This window comes from Mycolicibacterium obuense, from assembly GCF_055397605.1.
In genome coordinates, this window is record NZ_AP043663.1 from 221,078 (window position 1) to 239,848 (window position 18,771).

An 18,771-nucleotide genomic window follows, 5' to 3' on the forward strand; every position below is an offset into this window, starting at 1 on the left:
TCGCACATCCACACAGAAACGAGGCAGTCCCCGTGAGCAGCATCAGCATCATCGGCGTCGGTCACATGGCCACCGCCCTGGCCGGCCGCGCCCTCGGCGCCGGTGACACCGTCGAGATCCTCGGTCGCGATCCCCACAAGGCGCAGCAGCTGGCGGGCGCGCTGGACGGGGCGACCGTCGGGACGTTCGGTGCACCGCCGGCAGGAGACATCGTCGTGCTGGCGGTGCCGTACGCCGCGGCCGCGGCCGCGGTCGGCGCGTTCGGCACGGCGCTGGACGGGAAAGTGCTACTCGACATCACGAATCCCTTCGCTGCCGACCTCTCCGGTCTGGTCATCCCTGACGGCAGCTCCGGCGCCGAAGAGACCGCCACATCAGCCCCGGCCGGCACGCGTGTCGTGAAAGGGTTCAACACCCTCTTCGCCGAGGTCCTCGCATCGGCACCGGATCCGGATCGACCGATCACCACGTTCCTCGCCGGCGACGACGTCGACGCGAAAGCGCAGGTTTCCGCGTTCGCCGAGAACCTCGGACTGCGTCCGCTCGATGCCGGACCCCTGGCGATGGCCCGTGCCCTGGAGTACGCCGGTCTGCTGGAACTCAATCTCAAGATCCGCGGGCTCGAGAACACCGACTTCGTTCTCGGCATCACGGTCGTGAACTGACGGGCCCGGGTCTCCCGTGAACACCGGCACAGCCGATGCGATACCAGTCGCGACCTTCGACGACCTCACACCGGATCGACCATTTCCCGTCTCGGTCAAAGGTGTCGACATCGTCCTGATACGCCGGGGCGACGCCGTGTCGGCGCTGTCGGGGCGGTGCCCGCACCGGGGCGCGCTACTGAGCGACGGGTACGTCGACGGTGACGTCCTGGTGTGCGGCCTGCACGGGTGGCGCTACCACGCCGAGACCGGAGTCTCTCCGGTGAACCCGTCGGTCGTCCTCACCACGTTTCCCGCCTGGGTGGCAGACGGTGTCGTGTACCTCGACGACACGGCTGTCGAGGATGTGATGCGCACGGGCGCTGTGGCTTTCGACGACGGCTACCAGGGTCGCTGGATCACGCCGGCCGACTCGGCCGAGGAACCGTTCGTCACGCAGATCCACGAACTCGCAGCACGGGGGCTGGAACGGGTGGGCCATCACGGACCGATGGCGGCGATGGGCGTGCCCAGGGATCAGCTGCCGAAGTGGGAGTCGATCCAGCTGGTGACCGGACAACTCGCGCGCATGCCGCTGCTCGAGGACGAGCCGGTCACCACACACACCGTGATCGGTCCGGCGGCCGGGCGTCCCCTGGTGTTGGACATCCCGTTGTTCGTCAGCGACATGAGCTTTGGAGCGCTCTCGCAGGAGGCGAAGGTCGCCCTCGCCGCGGGGGCGGAGCTGGCGGGCACGGGGATCTGTTCCGGTGAAGGTGGCATGCTTCCCGAAGAGCAGCAGCATAATTCGCGCTACCTCTACGAACTGGCGTCGGCGCGCTTCGGCTGGAGTCGCGAGCATCTGCGCAAGGTGCAGGCGTTCCATTTCAAGGGCGGCCAGGGCGCCAAGACGGGGACGGGCGGGCACCTACCCGGCAGCAAGGTCACCGGCAGGATCGCCGACGTGCGGGGTCTCCCGGAGGGCACCGAGGCGATATCCCCGGCGCGGTTCCCCGACTGGACGAGCCTGGATCAGTTCCGCGACTTCGCCGCGGAGGTTCGAGAGCTGTCCGGCGGAATACCCGTCGGATACAAGATGAGTGCACAGCAGATCGAACGCGACATCGACGCGGCTCTCACGATCGGCGTCGACTACATCATCATCGACGGACGTGGCGGCGGAACCGGCGCCGCACCGCTGTTGTTCCGCGACAACATCTCCGTGCCGACCATCCCCGCACTCGCCCGGGCGCGGCGACATCTGACCGCATCCTGCGCCGACGACGTCACGCTCGCCGTGACGGGAGGTATTCGCACCGCCGCGGACATGGTCAAGGCACTCGCGCTCGGTGCGGACGCCATCGGCCTGTCGAATTCGGCGTTGCAAGCCATCGGTTGCGTCGGGATGCGTGCCTGCAACACCAACAGCTGCCCCGTGGGGATCGCCACTCAGCAGCCCCACCTGCGCGAGCGCCTGCCCGTCGCCCTCGCGGCCCAGCGCCTTCGACGATTTCTGCAGTCCAGCGTGGAGTTGATGGTCGTTCTCGCCCGAGCGTGCGGCCACCGCACCCTCTCTGATTTCACCGTGGAGGACCTGGTGACCTTCGACCGTGACGTCGCCTGTCTGAGCGGAGTTCCCTACGCCGGCGTGGTGCCGCTGTGACCGGCGACGAACCACACGACGGCCCAAACACTCCGGACACCCCGGACATGGTGTGGCACAGGACCGTTGCGACGGACTCACTCGCCGAGGGCGAGGTGAGGGTGTGCCCGGTCGGTGTCAAGTCGGTCGCGCTGACCAAGCTGAACGGGCAGTACGGCGCCATCGACAACCGCTGCCCCCATCAAGGCGGCCCGCTGGGGCAGGGCACCGTGGAAAACGGCAAGATCCGATGCCCCTGGCACGGGTTCGACTTCGACCCGTTCACCGGCAAGGCGGCGGGCGGACCCGATTTCGACGTCAGGACCTATCCGGTCGAGGTCCGCCACGACGGTGTCTACGTCGCCGCGCCTGCGCCTGCACCGCACGTGCGCACGGTCAGCGATGTGCTGGTCGACACGATGATCAACTGGGGCGTCGACACCGTGTTCGGAATGGTGGGTCACTCGAATCTCGGTATGGCCGAGGCCATGCACCGCGCCGAGGCCCAGAACACGCTGCGCTACATCGGTATCCGTCACGAGGGCGCGGCGGCCTTCGCAGCCTCGGCCTACGGGAAGCTCACCGGCCGTCCCGCCGCGTGTTTCGGGATCGCTGGACCCGGCTCGACGAACCTGCTGACTGGGCTCTACGACGCGAAAGAGGACCGCGCCCCCGTCCTGGCCCTGTCGGGGAACGTGGACTCGTCGGTCGCCGGCAAAGGTGCCTTCCAGGACATCGACCTGCTCGCTGCGTTCGCCGACGTCGCAACCTACTCGGCGATGGTCCGCTCGGGATCCGACCATGCCGAGTTGATGACGATGGCGCTCAAGCACGCGATCCTCGGCCGCGGGGTGGGTCATCTCGTGCTGCCCGACGAGGTGCAGGTCCTCCCCGCTGCGGGTCTTCCGGCCTCGGGCCCCACCGGGCGCATGCCCGATCTGCGCGTCCGTCCGCCCGCACCTGTGCTCGCGGCGGCGCTCGACCACATCGCAGCCGCCACCCGCCCGGTCATCGTCGTCGGCGCTGGGGCGAAAGCCGATATGGCCTCGGTCCTCTCACTCGCTCAGCGCTTGAACGCTCCGGTGCTGACCACGTTCAAGGCCAAGGGGCAACTCTCCGACGAGCATCCGCTGGCGTGCGGTGTCCTCGGCCGGTCCGGAACCCCTGTCGCCTCCTGGATGATGAACAAGGCCGATCTCCTGCTGGTGTTCGGCGCATCGTTTTCCAACCACAGCGGTATCTCGCCGTACAAGACGACCGTGCAGGTGGACACCGATCCTTTGATGCTCGGCCGGTTCCGGCCCGTCACGGTGCCGGTGCTCGGTGATGTCGGGGTCACCGCCGACGCGCTGAGCGCTGATCTGCGCACCCACGCGGCGATCGTCGACCAACGCCCCGAGATCGCGGAGCGCTGGACGGTGTGGCGTGCGGAGAAGGCGCGACGCATCTCGGTGATCACAGGAGACGGGCGAGTGTCTGCTGCGAGGGTGTTCCACGAGCTGAGTCGGCTGGCGCCCGAAAACGCGGTGGTGACAGTCGATGTCGGCAATCACGCCTACGCGTTCGGACGATACTTCGAGCCGACGTCACAGGCGGTTCTGATGTCGGGCTATCTCGGGTCGATCGGCTTCGGTTTTCCGGCCGCGATGGGGGCGTGGGCGGCGTCGCCGGAACGCCCTGTCGTCGCCATCACCGGCGACGGTGGTTTCGGCCAGTACCTCGCCGAGATCACGACAGCCGTGAAGTACGACATGAACATCACGCACATCCTGCTCAACAACGGGGAGCTCGCGAAGATCAGCGACGAGCAGCGCGGCGCCGAGTACGCCGTCTGGCAGACTTCGCTGCTGAATCCGAATTTCGCTGCGCTGGCGAGTGACTGCGGCGCCTACGGCAGACGAGTCGCCGATGGGGAGGACGTCGCCGGCGCCATCACCGAAGCCCTCGGCCACCGCGGGCCGGCCATGGTGGAGATCATGACCGACCCCCGGTCGCACTGACTCGCGGCGACGGCGATGGTCGGGTTCACTGCAGGGGCAACTCCTTCAGCTGCCGGCGCGAGGTGATGCCGAGTTTTCGAAAGATGTTGCGCAGGTGGGCTTCGATCGTGCGAGGGCTCAGGAACAGTTGGGCCCCGACCTCGCGGGAGGTCGCTCCGGTCGCGACCAAGCGTGCGATGGTCAGTTCCTGAGCGGTGAGTGCATCGGTCGGCTGGGCGCTGCGCTTACGGGGGTGCTCACCGGTGGCTTTCAGCTCGCGTGCGGCACGGAGGGCGAACGGCTCTGCGCCCATGTCGGAGAGGAAGGCGTGCGCGGTGCGTAGGTGCTCGCGTGCCTGATGACGGCGGCCTTCGCGGCGGAGCCATTCGCCGAAGACGAGGTGGGTTCGCGCGAGGAAAACGCCCATCCGGCAGTTTCCCAGTCGCTCGATCGCTTCGCGGTAATGCACTTCTGCATCGGGGCCGGTACACGTGAGGGCGCGCGAGCGCGCTGCGACGCCGAGCGCCCACTCGGTGCCGCTGGCGCGCGCCCTGATGTCCAGTTCTTCCATTGCATCAGAGGCGGTTTGCGGATCGCCGGCGCGCGAGGCCGCCTCGACCAATTCGAACAAACCCATTCCTCGGATCGACAGCTCGTAGGTATCGCAAGCCTGTGCGGCTGCCTGCTGGGCAGCTGGGTAGTTACCGCGTCCGTTGTGCAGAACAGCCATGGCCAGGGTGGGTACCGTGGCTTCGATACCTCGTAGGCGATCCGGCTGCTGCCATTCGCGGGATTGATAGCGGGCGGTGGCTTCCGAATCTATCCCGCGCCATGCCTCCAGGTAGGTGTCGGCGTAGGTGAGGGGCATGGCACCGGATATCTGGGATACGGCAGCTGCCTCGTCGGCCAACTCGACGGCACGGGTCAGCTCGCCGGTGTAGACACGGGCGAACGCCGCCACGACGAGTGCGGCGGGAAGCGTTGCCAGAGCCCCTGATCGGCGCGCCTGCTGAACGTAGCGGTCGGCCAGGACGATCGACAGCTCGTCCTCGAACAAGGCGATCGCCGTCCGGGTGGCCAGCCACAGCCAGTTGCCGGCGTCTCCGACTCGGGCGGTCTCGACGGGGAACACGTGGTCACGGAACGCATCCAGCGCCCTCCTCAGGATCGGGGCACCAGATTCGTAACCGTCCACGCGGACGGCCACCAGCCCCGCGAGCAGCAGGTCGGCCGGTCCGTGCGGCACCGCTGCCGTACGGACCGCGTCGGCGAGCTCGGCCAACGCAGGCTCGAGAGCATCGCTGCCGGTGATCGTCGCCGCGTCGAACGCCTGCAGATAGGTCTCGCGAGCGAGTGGGGGGTCCAGCGGAGCCAGGATGCGTGCGGCACCGAGCAGGATCCCCGGAACGTCACTGCCATGGCCGAGGTGGAAGGTGATCTGAGCCCGCAGCAGTTCCCGACGAGCGCGTTGGAGCTCGTTGAGCTCGTGAGCGTCGACGTGTTCCAGCATGCCGAGCGCGACCTCGGGTGCACCGGCGCAGTACTTGGCGTTGGCGGCGTCCAGTGCGCGTCGGGCCCGGTGGGCGGGGTCCGGTGTCAGCTCGGTGGCGAGCCGGAGAAACGCTGCCGCGGCGGCAAACCCGCCGCGCGCGAGCGCACGGTTGGCACACCGCTCGAGATCGGCGGCCGCGTGTTCGTCCGGCCCCAACATCGACTGTCCGCGATGCCATGCGCTGCGATCGGGGTGTGTGCGTGCATCGGTGGCGACGGCGAGCGCGTCGTGGGCCCGCCGACGCTCCGGCGGCGCCGCGGCGTGGTAGACAGCTGAGCGCACCAGCGGATGGCGGAACCGGACTCGGAGGTCGATCTCGAGCAGTCCGGCAGCCTCTGCGGGTGCTGCCGCGTCGCGACCGATCCCCAGGTGATCCGTCGCGCGGAAGAGTAGATCCGGATCACCCGTCGGCTCGGCTGCGGCGACCACCATCAACTGTTGTGTCTGCGCCGGAAGGCTTTTGGAGCGCCGGCGGAAGGTGTCCTCCACACGGTGCGGGACGCTCATGGCGCCGGTGGGTTCGTACCCGCCGGCCACGGCCGCGCTGCTCGGCAGCTCCAGCAGCGCCAACGGGTTGCCCCGTGCCTCGGCGACGATGCGATCTCGGATTCCGTGATCGAGCGGTGCGCGAGCGGCCGTGGTCAGCAACGCCCGGGAATCCGCGTCCCCCAGTCCCGTCAGGCGCATCTCCGGTAGGCCGGCCAACGTGTCCAGGCCATCGGCGCACGGGTCGCGCATCGCGAAAACCATCACCAGCCGCTCGGCCGCCACCCGCCGCGCGACGAACGACAAAACCTCTGCCGATGCCTCGTCCAACCACTGTGCATCGTCGATCAGGCACAGCAGCGGCGCCTCCTCGGCGAGAAGATTGAGGACGGCGAGCCCGACCAGGAACCTGTCGGGTGCGGCGCCCACTACGCAGCCCAGCGCGACCTCCAGAGCGGTCTGCTGGGGAGCTGGAAGCCTGTCAGTGCGGAACAGCAGCGGGGCGCACAGCTGATGCAAGCCAGCGAACGCGAACTGCTGCTCGGCTTCTACCCCGAGCGCCGATTCGACCCGAATGTCCAGCGTGACCGCGGTGTCACGGGCGTGCTGGAGCAACGCAGACTTGCCGATTCCCGCTTCTCCGCGCACCACGAGCACTCCGCTGCGGCCCTGCGACGCCTCGTTCAGGAGCCGGCTCACCGCCGCGAGTTCTGCGCGTCGACCGAGCAGGCCGACTGCGCGCTGCGCTGCCGTGTCCCCGTCCGCCAGCGCTGCCCGGGGCTGCTCCACCATCGTCATCGGAATGAAACCCCCAGCAGCGCAGGCTGATACGAGCCGATGTGTACGACGATCGGCAGCTCGGACGGAGTTGGCCCGCTGCGGCCGAACATTGCGACGGACAAGGCGCAGCGCCGCGCCCTGCGTCCGACGATAGGAGACCGTGCGATCTTCGTCAATACGGACCGCACCGTATCGCAACGTTGTCGACCAGTCCTCGTCTACGGTGTTGCACATGCCAGCCAGCCGCAACGAGCAGTCGCGTCGAGCCATCCTCGACGCCGCCATCTCGATGATCGGCGAACTGGGATACGACGGCATCTCGATCGAAGCCATCGCCAGACAGGCGGGAGTCAGCAAGCAGACGATCTATCGCTGGTGGCCGTCCAAAGGTGCGGTGATCCTCGAGGCTGCCACCGAGAGCCTGGGCACCGTCGTCGCCATTCCCGACACCGGAGACATCGTCGCCGACCTACGGACGCAGCTGACGGCGATCCTCGAGTTAATCACGACCACAGGATTCGGGCCGGCCTACCGATGTCTGATCGCCGCCGGGCAGTCCGACTCCGACCTGCTACGCGCCGTCTTCGCTCAGATCGTCGAACCCAACATCGAGGACTTCCGCGCCCGCACCGCCCTCGCGCAGCAGCGCGGGGAGATGCGCATCGACGCCGACTGGCAGACCATGCGAGACCTGCTCTACGGCGTCGTCGAATACCGGCTGATCCACGGGATGCCACTCGAACCGGGCTACATCGACGGCGTTCTGACGATCGTGTTCCAGGGCGTGCGCTGCTGAGGATCTGCACGCCGTGCAGGGACGTCGGCAGCGCCGCCAGGTGATTGACTAAGGGACTTTCACCGATGCGAAGGTCGTGACACTGCGACGAATCTGGTTACCGGACAAGCTTGCTCGATCTCGAAGGGCCGGTCACCATGACGCCAGCACACCCGGTACGCCCACCGCTCTACGCGATGGCCGTCGGCGCTGCGATCGCCGCGCTGTTCGTCGGTGCCAGCTCCGGTCAGGCACACGGGGAGCCGGCGGCAGTCACCGCGGGCGCGTGCGCCGATGTCGAGGTCGTCTTCGCCCGGGGCACCTTCGAGAGTCCGGGTGTGGGCAAGGTCGGCGAGCCGTTCGTCGCTGCGTTGCGCGACAAGCTTCCCCGCCGCGACGTCAGCGTCTACGCCGTCGACTACCCCGCGTCCCTGCAGTTCGGTCGTGCGGTCGAGGGCGTGCTCGATGCCAGCACGCATCTGCGCGATCTCGAAGCGGCGTGTCCGGCCACCGAGGTCGTCCTCGGCGGCTACTCGCAGGGTGCGGCTGTGGCCGGTTATCTCACCAGTGCGACCGCCCCCGCCGGTTACCCGCTGGACCCGCTGCCCTCGGACGTCGCTCGCAACGTCGCCGCCGTTGTTCTCTTCGGCGAGCCGTCACCCGACATCGTGGGGCTGCTCCACCAGGGCGCGCCTCCCATCGAGATTGGCCCCGCATTCGTCGACAGGACCATCGCCCTGTGCGCGCCGGGGGATCCGATCTGCGAACCGGGCGGGCGCGACCGCGGCGCCCACAGTGCCTACATCGTCAACGGCATGGCCGACGAGGGCGCGACTTTCGCCGTCGACCGCCTGCCGGGCGGCGAGCAGTAACCGTCATATCCGTCGATCGACAAGGAGGCCACGCCATGCCCGCCATCACTGCCGACACGCTCACTTTGCCCCGGGTTCCCGTCCCCGATCCGGTCGTTGCCGCGCAACGTCCGGTGGAATCCGTGACCGCCGCGCCGACCGCATTCGAGGGCGACGGGTTCCCGGTGCGGCGCGCTTTCGCCTGGGTGTCGCCGACGACCTTGGATCCGTTCATCCACATGGACGAGATCGGGGCCATCGATTGGGGCGCAGGTGAACCCAAGGGCACTCCATGGCATCCCCACCGCGGGTTCGAGACCGTCACCTACATCATCGACGGGACATTCGAGCACACCGACTCTCATGGCGGCGGCGGCACGATCACCGACGGCGACACCCAGTGGATGACCGCCGGTAGTGGAATCCTGCACATCGAGCAGCCTCCCGAGCATCTCGTCGTCTCCGGTGGGCTGTTCCACGGCGTGCAGCTGTGGGTCAATCTGCCGCGCGCCAGCAAGTTCGTCAGTCCGCGGTACCAGGACATCCGCGCCCAGCAGGCACGGCTGCTGTCCTCGGCCGATGGTGGCGCGCTGCTGCGGGTGATCGCCGGAGACATCGGCGGCCACACGGGTCCTGGCATGACGTACACGCCGATCACCTACGTGCACACGACGGTCAGCCCAGGGGCGCGCCTGACGCTCCCCTGGCAGCCCGACTTCAACTGCCTGGCATACGTTCTCGCGGGCAACGGCACCGTCGGGCCCGCCGCGCAACCCATCCACCAGGGTCAGCTCGTGGTCTTCGGCGCGGGAGACGCCGTCACGCTGGCCGCCGCGACCCGCCAGCCGGCCGCGGAGCCGAACCTGGAGGTGCTCCTGCTCGGCGGCCGGCCGATCCGAGAACCGGTGGTCCATGTCGGCCCCTTCGTCATGAACACACTCGCCGAGGTGCATCAGGCGCAGGCGGACTACCAGGCGGGCAGATTCGGCACCATCCCCGCCGGGCACGCGCCGGCCACGAGGCAGTCGTCATGACAACAGCCGATTTTCACGATCTGCTACGGCAGAAGACACACGTCTTCGTCACCACCATCATGGGTGACGGCTCGCCGCACACCACCATGACCTGGGTGGACACCGACGGCGACCACGCGCTGATCAACATTCCCGCGGCAACACTGAAGGCACGCAACCTCAGCCGGGACCCGCGAGTGAGCCTGGCTGTCGCAGACCCCCGCAACCCCCGGCACTACTTCGCCGCCCGGGCCACCGTGGTGGCGACCACCGACGACCACGACATGACCCATTTCGACCACCTCGCGAACAAATACCTGGGCACGTCGTTCGCCGCGCTCGGTGGAGCGGTTCACGAGCGGCTCGTCCTCACGATCCGAATCGACTCACTGCACGAAGCGTCATGAGCCAGCCGGTCGAGTTCGCCTGCGGCGCATCGCCATCGCGATCAGGCCGCCGATCAGCTGCGCCAGCCAGACGCCGTGAGCGGCGAGCGCGACACCGCGGTGCGACGACGCCGACGACGATCCGCCCACCCGATAGACCGTCAGCTCGTCGGACCGGAACGCCACGGGCAGACGGAGAGTCGCGCCATCACCCTCTGCGCCCCCTGCGCCCTCGGCGCCCTCCCCGACCACCCAGCCCACCCCGGCGTCAGCAAGTCTGGCCTGGTCCGCCCCGGCCAGCAGCAGCGCCTGAACGTCCCGGGCCTGGGCGCCCTCGCCCGGCACCACACGGCCACCGATCGACAGGTCGCCCGTGGTCAGCACCTCGGCGCGCAGCCATCGTGGCAGCGGATCCAACACCGGAGCTGTTCCGGCCCAGGGGAATCGACGCATGCTGTCGACGGGGAGCACGGCCACCGGGGCCGGGTCGGCGTTGATGATCGCGGCGGCCTCCCGCCACGCCGGCGGGTACTGCACCGGATGCACCCGCCCGCCGACGCCCCACGCCAGATCGGGCAGGGTGGCGATGATCGCCGCGCAGCACACCGCGGCGGTGGCGAGCGCCGGCACCCGTGGGCGCAGCGTGATCGTGGCGGCTGCGCCGGCCAGCGCATAGGCCGGCATTGCCAGCGCCACCCACTTCTGCCCGTCCCGGATCACTCCCAGCCCGGGCGCCGCGTCCAGCAGCGCCTCGACGGCCGTCAGACCGGGTCCCGTCGCCATCAGCGCGGGTATCAGCGCGGCGGCCAGGGCGACCACCAGCAGCGGCCTGGCGGCCTGGCGCCGGAACAGGACCGGCAGCCCCGCCGCGACGACCGCCAGCAGCACTGCCGTCGCGACGACGGCGAACAGGGTGGTGCGCGTCGCCGGCGCGGCGTCGGCGTTCCAGATGCCGGCCAGGCCGGCGAGGCTCCCCAGCGTGCCCAGGCCGGGCTCCGCGCGCGCGGCGAACGCGGCGACGGCGGGGGCCTGATCGACGCCGGGAGACCACCCGAGCGCCGATGCGACCAGCCATGGCAGCGCCGCCGTCGTCGACCCGGCCAGGGTCAGCGCGGCGCAGAACCACCGGGGCCGGCCCGCGCCGGGGGCGGCGACACAGGCCAGCGCGATCGCGGCCGCCATCATCAGGCCCGTCGGTGTCAGCCCGGCCACCGCGAGCCAGAAGGCCAACGCCCCCACACCCGACCCCGCTGACCGCAGCGAGAGCACGGCCGCCGCCACCCACGGGAGCGCGCCGTAGCCGACCAGCAGGCTCCAGTGCCCCTGCAGAAGTCGTTCGGCGACATACGGGTTCCACAGCGCGACGGTGGCCGCCACGCACTGGCCGGGCAGTCCGGCCTCGGGAAGCACTGACGTCACGAGGTGCGCGGCGCCCCAGCCGGCCAGCCAGAGGCCGAGGATCAGCACTCCCTTGACCAGCACGCCGCCGTCCACCACGGACGAGGCGACCGCGACCGCGACGTCCTGCGGCAGGGCACGCGGCGCGGCCTGCGTCAGGCCGAGCGCGGCATCGGTGAGATAGGAGCGCGGCGTCGACACCGCGTCGCGCAGCAGCAGATAGCCCGGCCCGAGCAGCGGTGCGGTGACCGCCAGCGTGAGCACCAGCGCATAGACCGGGGCTGCCAGCGAACGGACGCGGGAGATCAGACCGGTCGGTCCGGCGGCAGATCGGTGGGCCGCTGCGCGGGCAGTTTCTCGGTCTTGGCCTCCGCGCCGGGCACCGGCTCACCCTCGTCACCGCGGCCGCCGTAGAAACGGCTGCTGGTGTCATCGAGGCCCGGGTCGATCAGCGTCGACTCGGCGCGCAGGCTGAACGAACCGAGCAGTGCGCCGCCGAGCAGGGCGACGATGCCCAGTGCGGTGAACGTGATCGGCAGGATGCGGCCCCACAGCGCCACCCGGTCGCGCTCGTCGGAGGCGGCGGCGACCTGGCTCTCCACCGATTCGTCGTTGGTGGTCACCGTGTAGTCGGCGAAGGTCACCTCCGGCTTGAGGGCCTCGCGCGCGTAGTAGTGGTAGCCCCGGTCGCTTTCCTTGACGATGGTGCCGGACACCGGGTCGACCCAGAACGTGCGCTGGGCGGCGTAGTACCGGGTCATCGTGATCAGTTCCTCGGGGTCGCCCTCGAGCCCCCACAGGGCGGCGCGGGCGGTGACCTGGCTGTCGGCGTCGTCGTCGTACAGCGAGGCGTACTTGACGGGCTCGACGAGCTTGCCGTCGTTGTCGAAGCCGACGTTCTGCGTGAACTTGTAGGTGGTCAGCCCGTTGACGTCCTCTTCGCCGGCGTAGTTGGCGTCGTAGGCCTTCTGCGCGATCGGGTCGAAGTAGGGGTAGGTCTTCTTCTCCGTGTCGAACGGGAAGCGGTAGGCCAGGCCCTCGTGCGGCAGCGCGATGTTGGTGGGCGGGTTCTCGTCCTCGATGGAGCGCGGTTTCTGCACGGCGCCGCCGGGGTTGGACTCGCTGGAGACCGCCTCGGCTGTCGCACGGTCGAGTGTCACGGTGTCGATCATCGCCAGGAGCAGACCGCGGTCGCCCTGCTGGTCCGAGCGGCGGAGCGAGTCGCCGACCTGGAGGGTGACGACGTCGGCGTTGGCGGGCGATTCCACGCTGATCTGCTGCTGCATCACCAGCGGGGTGTCTTTGTTGATGACGAACTTCTGGGTGCTCAGCGAGGCCGGATCGAAGACGTCACCGGTGCCGTCGCTGACCAGCGTGGTGTCGATGTCCAGGGGGATCTTGGAGATCTTGCCCTTGGTGTAGGTGGTGAGGAGCAGCGCTGCGATGAGCAGCGCGGCGCCCAGGCCCATGAGTCCGCACGCGGCAAACCTCAGCGCAACTGCGCGGTTCAATACCGTGTCTCCCTTCGCGCGCGGCAAAACCCGATCGAACCCTAACAGCACAAGTTAAGGCCGCCTCGGCGACGAGGAGATCGGGCGCAGGCGCACCTCGACGCGAGCCTTCGCGCTGCCCGATCCAGGGGGCTCGGCAGCCAATGATCTCATTTCTGATGATTTCGTCAGAAACGCTTGACTGAGGATGTGCGCGTATGTGACGATTTCATCAACTACTCGTGGAGGAGGGCAGCACCATGGCGGTGACCACCGACGTCCACAAGGACGTGCACAGTGACTTGCACAGTGAGAAGGGCGCCCTGCGCGGCGAGCATTCTGGCCGTTCGCGGAATCCGGTCATCCGGGTCGCCGACATCGCGTGGCTGGAGTTCGACAAGCCCGACCTGGTGCGCGCGGAGGCGTTCGCGCGGGCGTTCGGGTTCGGCATCGCTCTGCGCGATCCGCAGGAGCTGCACCTACGCGGCACCACAGCCGGCTCGCCGTGTGTGATCGTGCGGCGGGGGCAGCGCACTCGTTTCGCGGGGCTGGCGTTGCGGGCGGCCGACGAGGTCGACGTGCTGCGGCTGGCCGACAAGACGGGCGCCCCGGTGCATCGGCTGCCGGACACGATCGGCGGAGTGGCCGTGGCGCTGACCGACCCGAGTGGGATGGCAGTCAAGGTGGTCGCGGGAACGCTCGAGCTGCCCGAGCAGCCCGCTCAACCGCCACAGATCCTCAACAACGGACCCGCCCGCCCCCGGATCAACGCGACCGTGCGTCCGCCGCGGGTGCCGACCCGCGTACAGCGACTGGGCCATGTGGTGCTGCAGTCCACGACCTATCTGAAGACGTTGAACTGGTATCTCGACACCTTCGGGATGATCGTCAGCGACTTCCTGTTCTTCCCGGGTCAACGAGCACGTGGTCCGGCGATGAGTTTCATCCGGTGCGACCGCGGCGCCACCCCTGCCGATCACCACACTCTCGCCTTGGCGCTGGGGCCGGCCAACCAGTACGTGCATTCGGCGTACGAGGTCAGCGACCTGGACGCACTGTCCGCGGGCGGGGAGTACCTGCGCGAGCGCGGATACTTCCGGTCCTGGGGCATCGGCCGTCACATCCAGGGCAGCCAGTTGTTCGACTACTGGCGCGACCCGGATGGATTCCTGGTCGAGCACTACGCCGACGGTGACATGTTCGACAACACGCTCGAACCCGGGTGGGCCCCGTTCACCGCGTCGGGGTTGGCGCAGTGGGGACCGCCCGCGACGAAGGACTTCCTCGACGCCAGCCCCCGCGCCGCCCGCCATCAATTGACGTCCATGGTCACCGCGCTGCGCGGTGACAACGAATTCGATCTCAACCGTCTCGTCGGCCTGCTGAAAGTAGCGATCTCATGAGCACTTCCGTCCTGCGTACCTCCGAGGGTTGGTGGGTCCAGACCCCCGCCGGCGCCGCCCGTATCGCCACGTCGGCGACCACCACGGCCGAACTGTTGGCGGACCGAGCCGCTATCGACGCGGCTGCCGCTGGTGGCGACACCGTGCCTGTCGACGACCTCGCGCTGCTGTCCCCGGTGACGGCGCCGTGTCGGGTGATCGCGCAGATGACGAACTTCGAGTCTCACGTCCGCGATTCCGGCATGGACCCGAAGACGGTGCCGCTGACGTTCTTTCGCAAGTCGTCGGCGTCGATCACCGGCCCGTTCGGCGAGATCGTGCGCCCCGCGCACGTCGGGCTGCTGGATTACGAGGTCGAAATCGGTGTGGTCATCGGTCGCGACGTCCCGGCCGGATCAACGGTGACGGAGAACGATCTGCCCGGCATCATCGCGGGTCTGACGATCACCAACGACGTGTCCGCTCGTGACATCCAGCTACCGCAAACCCAGTTCTACGAGGCGAAGTCGTACCCGACGTTCACGCCCGTCGGGCCGGCGCTGGTACTTCTCGATGCCGCCGAGCTCGCCCGTTTCGGTGATCTGCGGTTGCGGTTGTCCGTGGGTGGCGAGGAACGCCAGAACTCCCTCGTCGAGGGCGACATGCTGTATCGGCCCTTGCAGGCGTTGCAGTCCCTGACGCGGTTCCAGGATCTGTCCGCCGGTGACCTGGTGCTCACCGGTACCCCGGCCGGTACTGCGTTGACGGCGCCGCCCAAGCCGATCGAGATGATCGGCAACCTGCTACCGCCTGCGGTGAAGTGGAAGGCGTTCTTCTCCCGGCAGGCCAAGAATCCGAAGTACCTCCAGCACGGTGACGTCGTCGTGGCGTCGGTGGGCACGGACGACGGACAGATCGACCTGGGCGCCCAACGACTGACGGTACGGCACGCATGACCGTTGAATCGCTCTGGCCCGCAGCGCAATCGCCGAGTGATCTGCCTGCGGTCGAGGAGACGCCGCTGGAGAGTCGCGGGCTCCCCGCGTCCACCTATGACGTCGTCCTGCGCGCGGCGCGGTTGTGGTCCGACCGAACCGCGGTCATCGTCCTTCCGGACGGGACCGACTATCGGAGATTCGCGAGCCGAACGTTCGGGGAGCTCGCCGCCGACGTCACGAAGGCGGCAAAAGCGTTGCGCAGCTTCGGTGTTGGGCGACGTGATGCGGTGTTGCTGATCAGCCCCAACTGCGACGAGCTGATCACCGCGACGCTCGCCGCGCAGACCGCCGGCATCGCCGTACCGATCAACGGCTCGTTGTCGGCCGACCACATCCTCGAGCTGGCCAGACTCTCTGGTGCGCGCGTGTTGATCACCGCTGCCCCGGAACTCGATCCGGCTGGTGTCGAACGCGCGGCGGCGCTGTCCCACGCGGGCCTGATCGACACCGTGGTCCTGGTGCGCCCCACGCTCGCCGACCACACGCCTGCGCCACCGCCGGAGGTGGCGGGCGCCCAGGTGCATTATTTGTCCACGCTGGTCGAAACCCAGGACAGCACACCGCTGTCGGACGGACTCGCCGAGCCGGGCGACCTCGCCGCGTTGTTTCACACCGGCGGAACCACCGGCATGCCGAAATTGGCGGCACACACCAACGGCAACGAAGTCGCCGACGCGTGGATGGTGGCCGTCAGCGCCGACCTTCCCGACGATGCCGTGGTTTTCGCGGGGCTGCCGCTGTTTCATGTCAACGCGCTGATCGTCACCCTGCTGGCGCCGTTGCTGCGAGGTCAACCCGTGGTGTGGGCCGGCCCGCAGGGATATCGCGATGTGGGCCTGTACCAGAATTTTTGGCGGATCGTGGAGCATCACCGGTTGGCGGCGATGAGCGCCGTACCGACCGTCTATGCCGTGTTGTCCCAGATCCCGGTCGACGCCGACATCTCGACGCTGACCTCCGCGGTCTCGGGCGCCTCGGCGCTGCCCGACACCGTGCGTCAGGATTTCCTCGATGCCACCGGCGTCGCCTTGGTCGAGGGCTACGGCCTCACCGAAGCCACCTGCGCCAGCGCGCGCAGCTTCGCCGATCACCCCCGACCCGGATCGGTGGGCCAACGGATGCCCTACCAGCAGGTGAAGGCCGTCGCGGTCAGTGAGGACGGCACCTGGACGGACCTGCCGGCGGGCCAGATCGGCACCCTGGCCATCAGCGGGCCGACGGTCTTCCCGGGGTACGTCACCGCGCGCGGCGAGAACGGTTACGTGCTCGACGGGCGCGGTGCGTTGCGCGACGGCTGGCTCGACACCGGTGACCTCGGGTACGTCGACAACGACGGTTTCGTCCACCTCGCGGGGCGAGCCAAAGACCTCATCATCCGTGGCGGCCACAACATCGATCCCGCCGTGATCGAAGACGCATTGCTGGCTCATCCGGACGTCACCGCCGCCGCCGCGGTGGCGCGCCCCGATACTCACTCCGGTGAGCTTCCCGTCGGGTTCGTGACCGTACGGCCGGGCGCTGCCGTCACCGCGGATGAGTTGGTCTCGTTCGCCGCCGGGACGATCAGCGAAGGCGCCGCAAAACCCAAAAGTGTCACCATCATCGACGCGATACCCATGACCGATGTCGGCAAGCCCTACAAGGTGCCGCTACGTGCCGCAGCTGCCGAGCATGCACTCACGGAGGCGCTCGCCGGACAGGCCGGGGTGATGCGAGTCACCGGCCGCGTCGCCGCCGGGGCTCCCACCGTCTCGATCACTCTCGATCCGACCGCCGACCGCACCGCGGTGGAACGGCTGGTGAAGTCGTTCTCGGTGAACTACGAGATCGACGAGCAATGACGGGCACGAAGGACGGCACGACCCCCGAGCACGTCGCCGTGGTCGTCGTCGGCGGCGGCCCCACCGGGATCACCGCCGCCACCCTGCTCGCCCAGTACGGTGTCGACACCCTCGTGCTGGACCGATGGGCACAGGTGTATCCGCAGCCGCGTGCGGTCCACCTCGACGACGAGGTCTACCGCATCCTGGCCCGGCTCGGGGTGGCCGAGGAGTTCGCCGGTATCTCCCGCCCGGCCCACGGGCTGCGGCTGGTCGACCGCACCATGGCGGTGATGGCCGAGTTCCGTCGAGATACGGCATTGACCAGCAACGGTTTTCCCGCCGCCAGCATGTTCGATCAACCTGAGCTCGAAGAGGTGCTCAGGGCGAATCTGGCGCGTCATCCGCGTGCGTGCTTCCGGGGCGACACGGAGGTGCTCGAGGTGGCTGTCGATGCACGTCCGGCGCGTCTGCGGGTCCGCGACCGGATGTCCGGTGCGGAGTCGGTGATCACCGCCGACTTCGTGCTCGGCTGCGACGGAGCCAACAGTCTGGTTCGCGCGGCACTCGGTACTCAGATGCGGAATCTGAAGTTCGAACAGCGCTGGCTGGTGATCGACATCGCGACCGAGGCAGACCTGCACCAGTGGGAGGGAGTGCACCAGGTCTGCGACAGCGATCGCGCCGGCACGTACATGAGGATCGGCGCCACCCGATATCGCTGGGAGTTCCGGCTTCTCGACCACGAATCGGTGGACGACTACGCGACCCTGGCCGCGGTACGCCCATTGATCGCGCCGTGGACCCGCGGCGTCCCCGACACCGAGCTGCAGGTCATCCGTGTCGCGGAGTACACATTCCGCGCCCAGCTCGCCAATAGATGGCGGCGCGGCAACGTCTTCCTCCTCGGTGATGCCGCCCATCTGACCCCACCGTTCATCGGTCAGGGGATGGGCGCCGGGCTGCGCGACGCGATGAACCTGGCATGGAAGATCGCCGGCGTACAGCGCGGTGACCTGCCACCCACGGTCCTCGACAGCTACGAAGCCGAGCGCCGCCCACACGCGCACCAGATGATCGGATTGGCCCTCAACGTCGGGCGCGCCATGACCGCCGGCGGTCGCGTCGGTGCCGCCGTGCGGGCCCTTGTGCTGCCGCGACTGCCGCTGATACCCGGCCTTCGATCGAAGGTCACCGATTCACAGACCCCGGCGTTGCACTCGTCGGCGCTGGTGCAGCGCACCCTCCGCACCCGTGGCATTGCGGGTCATCTCTGTCCGAACGCGTTGCTGGACAACGGGGTACGCCTCGATGACGAACTCGGCTCCGGCTTCGGGCTGCTCTCCACCGTGGCGCCGACTCCGGCGCAACGGGAGATGGCAGCGGCCCGGGGCGCGCGCACGGTGTACGCGGAGCCGGGATCGGAGCTCGCCCGGTGGTTCGCCGGCCACCACGTCACGGCGGCGGTGGTCCGTCCCGACCGCACCGTGATGACCGCGAGCCGTGACCTGGACACGGCGTGCCGGGCGCTCCCACTGTTCCTCCCAGCCCACGCCCACCACGGAGAGGACTGAC

The 18,771-nt window shown here is 68.6% G+C and carries 14 protein-coding genes; 11 read left to right on the top strand and 3 right to left on the bottom strand.

Annotated elements, in window-relative coordinates; genetic code table 11:
• Window positions 1–32 precede the first annotated feature (32 nt).
• From ACZ50N_RS01125 to ACZ50N_RS01135, 3 genes are read left to right on the top strand one after another with little or no spacing between them, the layout of a single operon-like run.
• Entirely contained in the window at window positions 33–665 is a 633-nt protein-coding gene (locus ACZ50N_RS01125; protein ID WP_464474390.1) for an NADPH-dependent F420 reductase, read from the top strand.
• 16 nt (window positions 666–681) lie between these two features.
• On the top strand, window positions 682–2,307 hold the full coding sequence (locus ACZ50N_RS01130; protein ID WP_464474391.1) for a glutamate synthase-related protein: 1,626 nt from the start codon (window positions 682–684) through the stop codon (window positions 2,305–2,307).
• The gene (locus ACZ50N_RS01135; protein ID WP_464474392.1) at window positions 2,304–4,286 is read left to right on the top strand and encodes a thiamine pyrophosphate-dependent enzyme; all 1,983 of its coding nucleotides are present in this window, start codon (window positions 2,304–2,306) and stop codon (window positions 4,284–4,286) included. The genes ACZ50N_RS01130 and ACZ50N_RS01135 overlap by 4 nt, the downstream gene beginning before the upstream one ends.
• Before the next feature lie 25 nt (window positions 4,287–4,311).
• Here the strand turns inward: ACZ50N_RS01135 and ACZ50N_RS01140 are convergent, their stop codons facing one another.
• A complete protein-coding gene (locus tag ACZ50N_RS01140) occupies window positions 4,312–7,101 on the bottom strand; it encodes an AAA family ATPase (RefSeq protein WP_464474393.1) in 2,790 nt (929 codons plus the stop codon).
• Window positions 7,102–7,315: 214 nt separating this feature from the next.
• Here ACZ50N_RS01140 and ACZ50N_RS01145 point away from each other — a divergent pair, with 214 nt between their 5' ends.
• From ACZ50N_RS01145 to ACZ50N_RS01160, 4 genes are all read left to right on the top strand, one after another.
• Window positions 7,316–7,879, top strand: a complete 564-nt coding sequence (locus ACZ50N_RS01145) for a TetR/AcrR family transcriptional regulator (protein WP_464474394.1) — start codon at window positions 7,316–7,318, stop codon at window positions 7,877–7,879.
• A 137-nt stretch (window positions 7,880–8,016) separates the two neighbouring features.
• Complete coding sequence (locus ACZ50N_RS01150; protein WP_464474395.1) at window positions 8,017–8,730, top strand: cutinase family protein; 714 nt, start codon at window positions 8,017–8,019, stop codon at window positions 8,728–8,730.
• Between the two features lie 35 nt (window positions 8,731–8,765).
• The gene (locus ACZ50N_RS01155) at window positions 8,766–9,743 is read left to right on the top strand and encodes a pirin family protein (protein WP_464474396.1); all 978 of its coding nucleotides are present in this window, start codon (window positions 8,766–8,768) and stop codon (window positions 9,741–9,743) included.
• Entirely contained in the window at window positions 9,740–10,129 is a 390-nt protein-coding gene (locus ACZ50N_RS01160) for a TIGR03618 family F420-dependent PPOX class oxidoreductase (RefSeq protein WP_464474397.1), read from the top strand. Before ACZ50N_RS01155 ends, ACZ50N_RS01160 begins: the two co-directional genes overlap by 4 nt.
• Here ACZ50N_RS01160 and ACZ50N_RS01165 read toward each other — a convergent pair.
• Both ACZ50N_RS01165 and pgfA read right to left on the bottom strand, forming a co-directional pair.
• Window positions 10,124–11,815: an MmpA family trehalose lipid delivery protein gene (locus ACZ50N_RS01165; protein WP_464475743.1), complete on the bottom strand. Its 1,692-nt coding sequence runs from the start codon at window positions 11,813–11,815 to the stop codon at window positions 10,124–10,126. The two genes, ACZ50N_RS01160 and ACZ50N_RS01165, sit on opposite strands and share 6 nt — an antisense overlap.
• Window positions 11,812–13,017 carry a cell envelope lipid trafficking protein PgfA gene (pgfA, locus tag ACZ50N_RS01170; protein WP_046366128.1) on the bottom strand — a complete coding sequence of 402 codons (1,206 nt, stop codon included), beginning with the start codon at window positions 13,015–13,017 and terminating at the stop codon, window positions 11,812–11,814. Before pgfA ends, ACZ50N_RS01165 begins: the two co-directional genes overlap by 4 nt.
• 239 nt (window positions 13,018–13,256) lie before the next feature.
• Between pgfA and ACZ50N_RS01175 the strand changes: the two genes are divergently transcribed.
• Genes ACZ50N_RS01175 through mhpA form a run of 4 tightly spaced genes read left to right on the top strand, consistent with a single transcriptional unit; the run spans window position 13,257 to window position 18,770 of the window.
• The gene (locus tag ACZ50N_RS01175; RefSeq protein ID WP_464474398.1) at window positions 13,257–14,399 is read left to right on the top strand and encodes a VOC family protein; all 1,143 of its coding nucleotides are present in this window, start codon (window positions 13,257–13,259) and stop codon (window positions 14,397–14,399) included.
• Window positions 14,396–15,334: a fumarylacetoacetate hydrolase family protein gene (locus tag ACZ50N_RS01180; protein ID WP_464474399.1), complete on the top strand. Its 939-nt coding sequence runs from the start codon at window positions 14,396–14,398 to the stop codon at window positions 15,332–15,334. Before ACZ50N_RS01175 ends, ACZ50N_RS01180 begins: the two co-directional genes overlap by 4 nt.
• Complete coding sequence (locus ACZ50N_RS01185) at window positions 15,331–17,217, top strand: acyl-CoA synthetase (protein WP_464474400.1); 1,887 nt, start codon at window positions 15,331–15,333, stop codon at window positions 17,215–17,217. The genes ACZ50N_RS01180 and ACZ50N_RS01185 overlap by 4 nt, the downstream gene beginning before the upstream one ends.
• Window positions 17,214–18,770, top strand: a complete 1,557-nt coding sequence (gene mhpA, locus ACZ50N_RS01190; RefSeq protein WP_464474401.1) for a bifunctional 3-(3-hydroxy-phenyl)propionate/3-hydroxycinnamic acid hydroxylase MhpA — start codon at window positions 17,214–17,216, stop codon at window positions 18,768–18,770. The genes ACZ50N_RS01185 and mhpA overlap by 4 nt, the downstream gene beginning before the upstream one ends.
• Window position 18,771: the final 1 nt, after the last annotated feature.

Coding starts and splice junctions, on each gene's coding strand:
- ACZ50N_RS01140 (WP_464474393.1), bottom strand. CDS start 7,101: ATGACGATGGTGGAGCAGCCCCGGGCAGCGCTGGCGGACGGGGACACG.
- ACZ50N_RS01145 (WP_464474394.1), top strand. CDS start 7,316: ATGCCAGCCAGCCGCAACGAGCAGTCGCGTCGAGCCATCCTCGACGCC.
- ACZ50N_RS01150 (WP_464474395.1), top strand. CDS start 8,017: ATGACGCCAGCACACCCGGTACGCCCACCGCTCTACGCGATGGCCGTC.
- ACZ50N_RS01155 (WP_464474396.1), top strand. CDS start 8,766: ATGCCCGCCATCACTGCCGACACGCTCACTTTGCCCCGGGTTCCCGTC.
- ACZ50N_RS01160 (WP_464474397.1), top strand. CDS start 9,740: ATGACAACAGCCGATTTTCACGATCTGCTACGGCAGAAGACACACGTC.
- ACZ50N_RS01175 (WP_464474398.1), top strand. CDS start 13,257: ATGGCGGTGACCACCGACGTCCACAAGGACGTGCACAGTGACTTGCAC.
- ACZ50N_RS01180 (WP_464474399.1), top strand. CDS start 14,396: ATGAGCACTTCCGTCCTGCGTACCTCCGAGGGTTGGTGGGTCCAGACC.
- ACZ50N_RS01185 (WP_464474400.1), top strand. CDS start 15,331: ATGACCGTTGAATCGCTCTGGCCCGCAGCGCAATCGCCGAGTGATCTG.
- mhpA (WP_464474401.1), top strand. CDS start 17,214: ATGACGGGCACGAAGGACGGCACGACCCCCGAGCACGTCGCCGTGGTC.